The sequence below is a fragment of the Mesorhizobium sp. M2A.F.Ca.ET.039.01.1.1 genome, assembly GCF_003998035.1.
GTDB lineage: Bacteria > Pseudomonadota > Alphaproteobacteria > Rhizobiales > Rhizobiaceae > Mesorhizobium.
The window spans coordinates 1-9,938 of the sequence record NZ_RZRY01000183.1; the positions used below are offsets into that span (position 1 = coordinate 1).

Sequence of the window (9,938 nt, forward strand, 5' to 3'; positions counted from 1 at the left end):
TCCCGCTGGACCCTGCCGCGCCGGCTCCGCGACGAAGGCTGGTGGCTCGTCGCGCCGCAAAGACTGCGCGTCGCGGCGGACGTCCTGCTTTTCCCGCCGAGGTCGCGCCATGTGGCGGATACGCCGAGGAGGGTCCGGCGATGAGGCTCTTTGCCAACCATGCCATGGGCTCTGTCCAGGCATGCACGGATGCCCGAGCGCGTTGCGGTCTCATGGGCTTGTCCCGACACAGCTCCGGACCGAAAACAATTTCGCACTTTTCCTTGGAATTGCTCTAATCCTGCCGTCACCCAAGCTTACCCGCCGGACTATTGACCGATGCCGCACAACATACTCGTCGCCGACGACGACCCGCATATCCGCGAGATCATCTGCTTCGCGCTGGAAAAGGCCGGCATGAAGACGGCCGCCGTCGCCGACGGCGCGGCAGCGCTCCAGGCGGTCGAGCGGCGCGCGCCCGATCTCATCGTGCTCGACATCGGCATGCCGGAGATGGACGGGCTGGAGGTCTGCCGGCGGCTGAGGCAAAGATCCGACGTGCCGGTGCTGTTTTTGTCCGCGCGGGATGAGGAAATCGACCGCATCCTGGGGCTGGAAATGGGCGGCGACGACTATGTGACCAAGCCGTTCAGCCCGCGCGAGCTGGTCGCCCGCGTCAACGCCATCCTCCGGCGCGCGCGTCCGGCGCCGGTCGAGGAAGAAGCGGACGAGCGGGAATTCGCGCATGGCAAGCTCATGCTTGTCCCGGCAAGCCATGCGGCGAGCTTCGACGGCAAGCCGCTCACCCTGACGGCGATCGAATTCGCCATCCTGAAAGGCTTCCTCGCCCGCCCGCTTCACGTGCTTGGCCGCGACGCGGTGATGGCCAATGCCTATGCCTCGAACATCCATGTCTCGGAACGCACGGTCGACAGCCACATCCGCAACGTGCGGGCCAAGCTGGCGGCAGTCGGCTGCGCCGATGCGATCGCGACGGTGCATGGCGTCGGCTTCCGGCTCGGCCGATGCGGTGGTTGAGCAAGGAAAGGTGGCGGCCGCGGCTCGCCACCGTCGTCATCGCCATCCTGATCGTGGTCATGGCCCTGCCGCTGGTCGGGCTGTTCTTCTTCCGGCTCTATGAGAACCAGCTGATCCGCCAGACCGAGGGCGAGCTGATCGCGCAAGGGGCGGTCGTCGCCGCCGTCTATGCAAAGGAGGTGCGCGCCGCCGGCATTTCCCAGGACAGGTTGGGTTCGCCGATCTCGGCCGATCCGGCGCGGGACAACAACTATCCCTATGAACCGATCGAGCCACGCCTCGATCTCGCCTCGGACGACGTGATGCCGATGCGGCCGGCGGCGGCTCCGGCCGCCGCCGATGCCGCTTTCGCGGCGATCGGCGCAAAGCTCTCCAGTATTCTCGACGAAACGCAGAAGACGACGCTCGCCGGCTTCCGCCTGCTCGACCCGCGCGGCGTGGTGATTGCCGGCGGCGACGAGATCGGTCAGTCGCTCAGCGGGGTCGAGGAGGTGCGGACCGCGCTTTCCGGCGCTTATGCCAGCGAGCTCAGGCTGCGCATCCCCGACCAGCCGCCGCCACCGCTTTATTCGGTGAGCCGCGGCACCAGGGTGCGAGTCTTCGTCGCCATGCCGGTCGAACTCGACGGCAGGGTCGCCGGCGTGGTCTATCTGTCGCGGACGCCGAACAACATCGTCAAGCATCTCTATGGCGAGCGCGGCAAGGTGACGTTGGCGGCCATCGCCATTCTCGGCGGCACGCTCTTGATCGCGCTGGTGTTCATCCGCACCGTCAGCCGGCCGATCTATGCGCTGATCGAGCGGACGAAACGCATCGCCGCCGGCGATCGCGACGCGATCAGGCCGCTCGCCCATCACGGCACGCGCGAGATGGCGGCGCTGTCGACGGCCTTCCTCGACATGGCGACCAAGCTGCAGGCGCGCTCCGACTCCATCCAGACCTTCGCCACCCATGTCTCGCATGAGCTGAAATCGCCGCTGACGGCGATCCAGGGCGCGGCGGAGCTGCTGCGCGATTCCGGCGGCGCGATGGACGAGGCCGAGCGCAAGCGCTTTTCCAACAACATCGTCACCGATGCCGGGCGGCTCAATCTCCTGGTGCGCCGGCTGCTCGACCTGGCGCGCGCCGAAAACCTGGAGCCGAGTGGCGAAAGCACGACGCTTCGTGCGGCGCTGGCATCCTTGCCTGTCGACGCCAGGCTGGAGACGCGGCTCGAAGGCGGCGGCGATATCAGGCTCGGCATCTCGGCCGAGAATCTCGGCATCGTGCTCGCCAACCTCATCGACAATTCGGCGAGGCACGGCGCCCGGCAGGTGGCGATCCATGCCTCGGCCGATGGCGAGCGCGCGTCGATCCAGATAGGCGACGACGGCGACGGCATCTCGGCCGCCAACCGGGCCAAGATCTTCGAGCCGTTCTTCACCACGCGGCGCGAGACCGGCGGCACCGGCGTGGGGCTCGGCATCGTGCTGGCCCTCCTAAAAGCGCATGATGGCACGATCAGGCTGGTTGACTCCGAGCGCGGCACGCGCTTCGAGATCAATCTGCCGGTCGTCTGAGAACCGGGGTGGCTTGCTACGCAATTCCGTACGGAAAACCGCTACACACTTTTCCTGGAATTGCTCTGATCGGAGAAAAAAGTGCGCTACGACATCGTCATCATCGGCGGAGCCATCGTCGGGTCCTCGGTCGCCTATCATTTGCGGGAGGAAGGCTTTACCGGCTCCATCGCGCTGATCGAGCGCGATCCGCAATTCTCGCATGCGGCGACGACCTTGTCCTGCGCCTCGATCCGCCAGCAATTCTCCATCCCTGAAAACATCCGCCTGTCGCAGTTCACCCTGAAACTGTTCCGGCGGCTGAAGGAAACGTTCGGCGCCGATGCCGATATCGGCTTTCGCGAAGGCGGCTATCTCATCCTCGCCGGCGAGGCCGGGCTGCCGATCCTCAAGGCCAATCACGAGACGCAGGTCGCCGAGGGCGCCGATATCGCGTTCGAAGACGCCGGGCAGCTGGCGCGCCGCTTCCCATGGCTGTCGGTCGAAGGCATTTCCGCCGGCGCCTATGGCCGCAGCGGCGAGGGCTGGTTCGACGCGCATGCGCTGTTGACGCTGTTCCGCAAGGCGCTGCGCGACAGGAAGATCGATTTCATCACGGCTTCCGCCACCGGCATCAAGCGCGAGGGCAACCGCGTCACCGCTGTGTCGCTGGACAATGGCGAGACGCTGGAAGCCGGCACCGTCGTCAACGCCGCCGGGCCGAATGCCGGCAAGGTTGCGGCTTTTGCCGGGCTCGAACTGCCGGTCGAGCCGCGCAAGCGCAACGTCTTCGTGTTCGAGGCGCGCGAGAAATATGCAGACATGCCGCTCTTGGTCGATCCGTCCGGCATCTATGTGCGGCCGGAAGGCTCGGTCTACCTCACCGGCGGCGCCGAGCCGGAGGAAGGCGATGTCGCGCCCGACCCCAAGGACTTTGAGGTCAACTGGCCGCTGTTCGAAGAGGTGATCTGGCCGGTTCTGGCCACCCGCATCCCGGCTTTCGAGGCGATCAAGCCGACGCGCGCCTGGGTCGGGCACTACGACTACAATACGCTCGACCAGAACGGGGTGATCGGGCCGCATCCGGAGGTCGCAAACTTCCTGTTCGCCAACGGTTTTTCCGGCCACGGCCTGCAGCAGGCGCCGGCGGTCGGCAAGTCGATCGCGGAGCTTGTCATGCATGGCGGGTATCGCACGGTGGATTGCACGGCGTTCGGCTATGAGCGGGTGGCGGAAGGAAGGGCGTTCAGGGAGCTGAATGTGATTTGAGTCGCTCGCGGCTTTCCTTGGACGCTGGTACGAGGCCCCCTCTCTGTCCTGCCGGACATCTCCCCCTCATGGGGGGAGATCGGCAGTTTCGGCGACGGCGCTTTTCCTGCAACGCCGGAGATTGGCGAAAGCCGGCGTGACATCCGATCTCCCCCCTTGAGGGGGAGATGCCCGGCAGGGCAGAGAGGGGGCGAAGGATCGCGGCGTCTGTTTTCATGTCGCCGCGTGAAAATACCCCTGCAGCCACCCAAGCACGCGCGCCCAGCCTTCGGCATGTTCGGCCGCGGCGTCCGGAAAACCCGCGAATCCGCCGTGGCAGATGGTGAGCCGCGTGTCGCCGCCGATTGGCTCAAGCAGATAGGCCACTGTCGTTTCCTTGCGGCCAAGCGCCGGATGGGCCCAGTCGTAGCGCCGTGTCTGCACGATGCGGCGCGGCATCTCGATTTCCAGAAACTCGCCGCTCGCAGGGAGCCGTCGACCGTCGGCCGTTTCCACGACGACGCTCCAGCTTCCGCCGACGCGAAGATCGGCGTTCCATCCGATCATACGATAGGTTTCGGGCGAACCCCACCAGCGTTCGACCTCAGTGGTGACCAGCGCGGCAATGACCTCGTCCGGCGAGGCGGGAAGCTCGGCCGAGGCCATGACCGTATCGGCGTTCGCCATGGCTTGCGGCAAGAATAGTTGAAGCATCGCGCGCACCCCCAGCGAAATTGTCTCGTGTCCGAAACGAAGTTCAGCCCTTCGACGGCGGGCGCTCGAAACCCTTGCCGGTTTCGAGCAGGCTCTTGAGGCTCGCCAGCACCAGCGGCCAGCCCTTGGAGACGTTGGCGATCAGCCTGTGCGGGCCGTCGGCCTCATGGATGACGGCGAGTTTTATCAATTCGCCGTCCGGCTCGATGGTGAAGGTGCAGCGCGTGTAGCCGTCCTCCTTCATCTCCGGCAGCCATTCGTTGCGCCATTTGATCACCAGGCGTTTCGGCGGGTCGACCTCCAGGATCTCGCCGGAATCGGCGACGCGCCCTTCGGGGAAGATCAGCTTCCAGCTCGAGCCGACCTTCCAGTCGCTCTCCTGATGGGAGCAGAGGAAGAACTGCCGGTTGAATTCCGGATCGGTCAGCGCCTGCCAAAGCTTTTCAGGCGTGGTGCGGATATAGGTGACATAGACAAAGCTGTTCTCGCTCACGGCTCTTCCCTTTCAAGGCGTTGCTTCAAGTCGCTCAATGCGTTGAGCCGATGGCGCTCGAACTTGCCGATCCAGCGCTCGGCGATCTCGTTGATCGGAACGGGGTTGAGGTAGTGCTCCTTTTCGCGGCCGCGGCGCATGGTGGTGACGAGGTTCGCCTCCTCGAGAACCGCCAGATGCTTGGTCACCGCCTGGCGCGTCATATCCATGTGCTCGCAGAGCGCGTTGAGGGTCTGCCCGTTCCTAGCATGGAGGCTGTCCAGCAATTGCCGGCGGGTCGGGTCGGCCAAAGCGCGAAAGACGGCATTCATGCTCATGGCTCTAATATGCAACCATTTGGTTGCATGTCAAGCGGTGAGGCGCAAAAAGATCGGGTGCCGGGCTGCGCGGACTGGCGCCTTCAGCTGCGGGAGCGTCAGCGCTTGCGGGAGAACCAGAAGGCGTCGGCCATGCGCGTCATGCCGATGCGCTCGTAGAAGCCGACGGCGTCGGGCATCGAGATCAGGCTGATGGCGACCGAAGGGCCGAGCTGGCGGCGCGCCTCGTCCATCAGGCCTTTGCCGATGCCGAGCCCTTGCGCCGAGGCGGACACAGCGAGCTCGGAAATATAGCAGACCCAGGAGAAGTCGGTGACGCCCCGCGCGACGCCGACAAGCGGCTTGCCTTCTTTGTCGAGGCGCGCGGTCAACACTAGGTTGGCATTGTCGAGCATCCTCTTCAGGCGGGCCTCGTCATCGATGGGCCGCGTCTCGCCGAGGCCGGATTCGACCAACACGCGGCGGAATTCGGCGACAATCGAGCCTGGGCTCGCTGGCGTAGAGGACTTTGGAAGGATCGGCCATGGCGGCAGACTGCACCAGCCGGCCAGGATTTCGAAGCCATTTTGAGGTGTCATTCCGTCCGCAAGCCATGCCCCGCCATTGGCCCAAGCGCCGTGCACGAACAGTTGCCTTTCATTTGCCGCCGGCTTTGTGTAAACCGTCCCGCAAATTCCCCGCAGCCACGAAGAAGACGGGCCAGGTACCCATGGATAAATTCACCAAGCTCACCGGCGTCGCCGCGCCAATGCCGATCGTCAATGTCGACACCGACATGATCATCCCGAAGGATTATCTCAAGACGATCAAGCGCACCGGGCTCGGCACCGGCCTGTTCGCCGAGATGCGCTACAATGAGGACGGTTCGGAGAACCCGGATTTCGTGCTCAACAAGCCGGCCTACCGCAAGGCGCAGATCCTGGTCGCCGGCGACAATTTCGGCTGCGGCTCGAGCCGCGAGCATGCGCCCTGGGCGCTGCTCGATTTCGGCATCCGCTGCGTGATCTCGACCTCTTTCGCCGACATTTTCTACAACAACTGCTTCAAGAATGGCATCCTGCCGATCACGGTCAGCCCGGAAGACCTTGACAAACTGATGGACGACGCCTCGCGCGGCTCCAACGCGACGCTGTCGATCGACCTGGAAGCCAAGGAAATCCGCGGGCCGGACGGCGGCGTGGTCAAATTCGACCTCGACGATTTCAAGCGCCACTGTCTGCTGAACGGCCTGGACGACATCGGCCTCACCATGGAGAAGGCCGGCGCCATCGCATCCTTCGAGAAGCGGAACGCCGAGCAGCGCCCCTGGGCCTGACATTCTGAACGTAGTGGCCCGGCCGTTCGCGGCCGGGTTCGTGGCGACTGAGTGGAGGGGACAGTCATGACACGCTCGCTTCTGGCCGCTTCGGTGGCAATCCTTCTCGCCACGATCGGCACCCACGCGCAGACCACCGCGCCGGCCGCGTCCGACCAGCCGGCTGCCGATCAAGGCACGGCCGACCAGGGCAGCGACCAGGCTGCGTCGGAGGACGACAAGCAGGCGCCGATTCCGTTCGAGGGCGGGCAGCTCACCATCACGCAGCCGGAGCAGGACGGCGAGAAGGTGCTGTCCTATGACGGCAAGCAGCTGGCCAGCAATTACGACGTCTTCTTCGACAAGATCGTCAAGATCGGCGACGTGAACGTCGCGCTCGTCGATGTCGGCGACGGCGGCAATCAATGCGGCCCGGCCAAGGTCATCGTCTGGAAGAAGGACGGCGAGATTGAGACCACCACGGTCGAGCAGGACGAATGCGGCGCGCCGCCGGCCGCCGTCTCCGACAGCGCCATCTATTTCGTGCCCTACCTTTTGCCAGGCGATTCCAAGCCGGTGCTGCAATGGTCGCCCACGGAAGGGCTGACGACCTCCGGCAACCTGACCTACACGCCGGAGCCCGGCACCGACTGGAAGGATGTCGACCCGTCAAAATACGACAACATCATCGACGCCTTCCACAATGAGGCGGTCTACAAGGCCGGCCAGGCGCTGCTGGGCAACGACATGCCCGACATGGCGACCAGCCTGCTGGTTGGCGGCGGCACCGAAAAGACGGCATCAGGCGCCTTCTACGCCACCGGCTGCGTGCCGCATGACTGCGGCGGCAATGACGGCTTCATGGCGGTCGACCCGGCCAAGCAGAAGGTCTATTTCGCCCGCCGCGGCGACAATGGCGAGCCGCAGGCCTGGCCGCCGGTCAAGGACTGGCCGGCGGATATCAAGAAGGCCTATGAGGATGCTCAGGGTTCGGGGAATTAGGCCGATTTGTGCCGGGTAGCGATCCTTCGCGCCGCGCTGTCCCGCCAGCATCGCGTTGTCTGGCTCACGACTGTGTCGTCCACGCATCTCAGAATGGTGGAGACAACCAACGCGAGGCTTCCATGCGCAAGCTCATCTCCACCGGTTCCCCCTTCGAGAAAACCGCCGGCTATTCGCGGGCGGTGGTGCAGGGCGACTGGTGCTTCGTTTCCGGCACGACCGGCTATGACTATGCCACCATGACCATGCCCGAGACGGTCGAGGCGCAAACGCGCAACTGCCTTGCCACCATCGCCACGGCGCTGGCCGATGGCGGCTTCGGCATGGCCGATGTGGTGCGTGCGCATTACTACATCACCGACCAGGCCTATGTTGACGTGGTCTTCCCGATCCTCGGCGAGGCGTTCGGCGACATCCGTCCGGCGGCGACGATGATCGTGTGCCAACTCAACAAGCCGGAAATGAAAATCGAGATCGAGGTGACGGCGCTCAGGCGCACGGCATAGAGGCCTGCGCCGCAATGCGGAGGGCTCCCGGACAGACAAAGCAAAGGAGCGGCTCATGGTGAAGGTCAGGCGCATCGTCGCCAATATCGAAACCCCCGACATTGCGGCGGCCAAGCGCTTTTACCAGGACGTGCTCGGCCTTGATGTCCTGATGGACCAGGGCTGGATCCTCACTTGCGGTTCGGCCGAGACCATGACGGTGCAGGTGAGCTTCATGGCCGAGGGCGGGTCGGGCACGCCGGTGCCGGACCTGTCGATCGAGGTCGATGATGTCGACGCGGCGCTTGCGGGCATGAAGAAGGCCGGGTTCGCCGTCGAATACGGCCCGGCCGACGAGCCCTGGGGCGTGCGGCGCTTCTATGTGCGCGATCCGTTCGGGCGTTTGGTGAATGTTCTTTCGCATCGGTAGGCGCTGCTCCAGCTTGGGTTCCTCTCCCCCACGAAATGGGGGAGAGGTGGCCCGGCGAAGCCGAGACGGAGAGGGGGAGCGCCCTACGAAGGCTCCTCTCCGTCCGCTTCGCGGACACCTCTCCCCCGCTTTGCGGGGGCGAGGAAACCAAGCTTCGAGAGGTCCCCTTGCGCCCAGCCCGCTTGGCGTTTAGCAAGGCGCCGGTTCAATTTCTCTCCCGGGACGGTTCTCCATGGCTTCGAAAAATCTCTTCCTGCTCGCCGGCGACGGCATCGGCCCCGAGGCGATGGCCGAGGTGAAGAAGCTGATCGCGGCCATGAACGACAAGCTCGGCAGCGGCTTCGCCACCGACGAGGGCCTGGTCGGCGGCTGCGCCTACGACGCGCATGGCGCGGCGATCTCGGACGCCGACATGGCCAAGGCGATGGCGGCGGACGCGGTGCTGTTCGGCGCCGTTGGGGGACCGAAATGGGATGCAGTGCCTTACGAGGTGCGGCCCGAGGCCGGGCTCTTGCGGCTGCGCAAGGACATGGAGCTGTTCGCCAATCTCAGGCCCGCGATCTGCTATCCGGCACTCGCCGCGTCCTCCTCGCTCAAGCAGGAGGTGGTCGAGGGCCTCGACATCTTGATCGTGCGCGAGCTCACCGGCGGCGTCTATTTCGGCGAGCCCAAGCAGATCATCGATCTCGGCAACGGCCAGAAGCGCGGCATCGACACCCAGGTCTACGACACGTTCGAGATCGAGCGCATCTCGGGCGTCGCCTTCGAGCTCGCGCGCACCCGCCGCAATCACGTCACCTCGATGGAAAAGCGCAACGTCATGAAGTCGGGCGTGCTGTGGAACGAGGTGGTCAGCCAGACGCACAAGGCGCGCTATTCCGACGTCAAGCTTGACCATATGCTGGCCGACGCCGGCGGCATGCAGCTGGTGCGCTGGCCGAAACAGTTCGATGTCATTGTCACCGACAATCTGTTCGGCGACATGCTGTCCGACATCGCCGCCATGCTGACCGGCTCGATCGGCATGCTGCCTTCGGCCTCGCTCGGCGCGCCAGATGCCAAGACCAAGAAGCGCAAGGCGCTCTACGAGCCGGTGCACGGCTCGGCGCCCGACATCGCCGGCAAGGGCATCGCCAACCCGATCGCCATGATCGCCTCCTTCGCCATGTGCCTGCGCTATTCCTTCGGCATGGTGGCGGAAGCCGACAAGCTCGAAGCGGCCATCGCCGCCGTGCTCGACGACGGCCTGCGCACGAAAGACATCATGTCTGAAGGCATGAAGGAAGTCGGCACCACCGAGATGGGCGATGCCATCATCGCCAAGTTCCTTGGCTGATCCCGGCACCGTCGACATTCGCTGGGCGAGGGTCGACGATGCCGAAGCGCTCGCCACCCTGCTC

General features: G+C 64.9%; 12 protein-coding genes. 8 read left to right on the plus strand and 4 right to left on the minus strand.

Annotation, left to right across the window (positions count from 1 at the left end):
- Positions 1-318: 318 nt before the first annotated feature.
- The 3 genes from EOA24_RS15865 to EOA24_RS15875 all read left to right on the plus strand — a co-directional run bounded on the left by EOA24_RS15865 (position 319) and on the right by EOA24_RS15875 (position 3,824).
- Positions 319-1,017, plus strand: a complete 699-nt coding sequence (locus EOA24_RS15865) for a response regulator transcription factor (protein WP_126080394.1) — start codon at positions 319-321, stop codon at positions 1,015-1,017.
- Positions 1,005-2,576 carry a HAMP domain-containing sensor histidine kinase gene (locus EOA24_RS15870; RefSeq protein ID WP_126080395.1) on the plus strand — a complete coding sequence of 524 codons (1,572 nt, stop codon included), beginning with the start codon at positions 1,005-1,007 and terminating at the stop codon, positions 2,574-2,576. Before EOA24_RS15865 ends, EOA24_RS15870 begins: the two co-directional genes overlap by 13 nt.
- Positions 2,577-2,657: 81 nt before the next feature.
- Positions 2,658-3,824, plus strand: a complete 1,167-nt coding sequence (locus EOA24_RS15875; RefSeq protein ID WP_126080396.1) for an FAD-binding oxidoreductase — start codon at positions 2,658-2,660, stop codon at positions 3,822-3,824.
- A gap of 213 nt (positions 3,825-4,037) precedes the next feature.
- Here the strand turns inward: EOA24_RS15875 and EOA24_RS15885 are convergent, their stop codons facing one another.
- The 4 genes from EOA24_RS15885 to EOA24_RS15900 all read right to left on the minus strand — a co-directional run bounded on the left by EOA24_RS15885 (position 4,038) and on the right by EOA24_RS15900 (position 5,905).
- Positions 4,038-4,517 (minus strand): SRPBCC domain-containing protein, encoded by a 480-nt coding sequence (locus EOA24_RS15885; RefSeq protein WP_126080397.1) that lies wholly within the window; start codon positions 4,515-4,517, stop codon positions 4,038-4,040.
- A 43-nt stretch (positions 4,518-4,560) separates the two neighbouring features.
- Positions 4,561-5,010 carry an SRPBCC family protein gene (locus EOA24_RS15890; protein WP_126080398.1) on the minus strand — a complete coding sequence of 150 codons (450 nt, stop codon included), beginning with the start codon at positions 5,008-5,010 and terminating at the stop codon, positions 4,561-4,563.
- Positions 5,007-5,327, minus strand: a complete 321-nt coding sequence (locus EOA24_RS15895) for a metalloregulator ArsR/SmtB family transcription factor (RefSeq protein WP_126080399.1) — start codon at positions 5,325-5,327, stop codon at positions 5,007-5,009. Before EOA24_RS15895 ends, EOA24_RS15890 begins: the two co-directional genes overlap by 4 nt.
- A 98-nt stretch (positions 5,328-5,425) precedes the next feature.
- The gene (locus tag EOA24_RS15900) at positions 5,426-5,905 is read right to left on the minus strand and encodes a GNAT family N-acetyltransferase (protein WP_348526833.1); all 480 of its coding nucleotides are present in this window, start codon (positions 5,903-5,905) and stop codon (positions 5,426-5,428) included.
- Positions 5,906-6,036: 131 nt separating this feature from the next.
- Here EOA24_RS15900 and leuD point away from each other — a divergent pair, with 131 nt between their 5' ends.
- The 5 genes from leuD (at position 6,037) to leuB (ending at position 9,874) form a co-directional block, all read left to right on the plus strand.
- Complete coding sequence (gene leuD, locus EOA24_RS15905; protein ID WP_040987979.1) at positions 6,037-6,642, plus strand: 3-isopropylmalate dehydratase small subunit; 606 nt, start codon at positions 6,037-6,039, stop codon at positions 6,640-6,642.
- 66 nt (positions 6,643-6,708) lie between these two features.
- Entirely contained in the window at positions 6,709-7,623 is a 915-nt protein-coding gene (locus tag EOA24_RS15910; protein WP_126080400.1) for a hypothetical protein, read from the plus strand.
- A gap of 122 nt (positions 7,624-7,745) precedes the next feature.
- A complete protein-coding gene (locus tag EOA24_RS15915) occupies positions 7,746-8,129 on the plus strand; it encodes a RidA family protein (protein WP_126080401.1) in 384 nt (127 codons plus the stop codon).
- Between the two features lie 58 nt (positions 8,130-8,187).
- Positions 8,188-8,538, plus strand: coding sequence for a VOC family protein (locus EOA24_RS15920; protein ID WP_126083640.1), 351 nt, complete (start codon positions 8,188-8,190; stop codon positions 8,536-8,538).
- Positions 8,539-8,770: 232 nt separating this feature from the next.
- Complete coding sequence (gene leuB / locus EOA24_RS15925; protein ID WP_126080402.1) at positions 8,771-9,874, plus strand: 3-isopropylmalate dehydrogenase; 1,104 nt, start codon at positions 8,771-8,773, stop codon at positions 9,872-9,874.
- Positions 9,875-9,938: the final 64 nt, after the last annotated feature.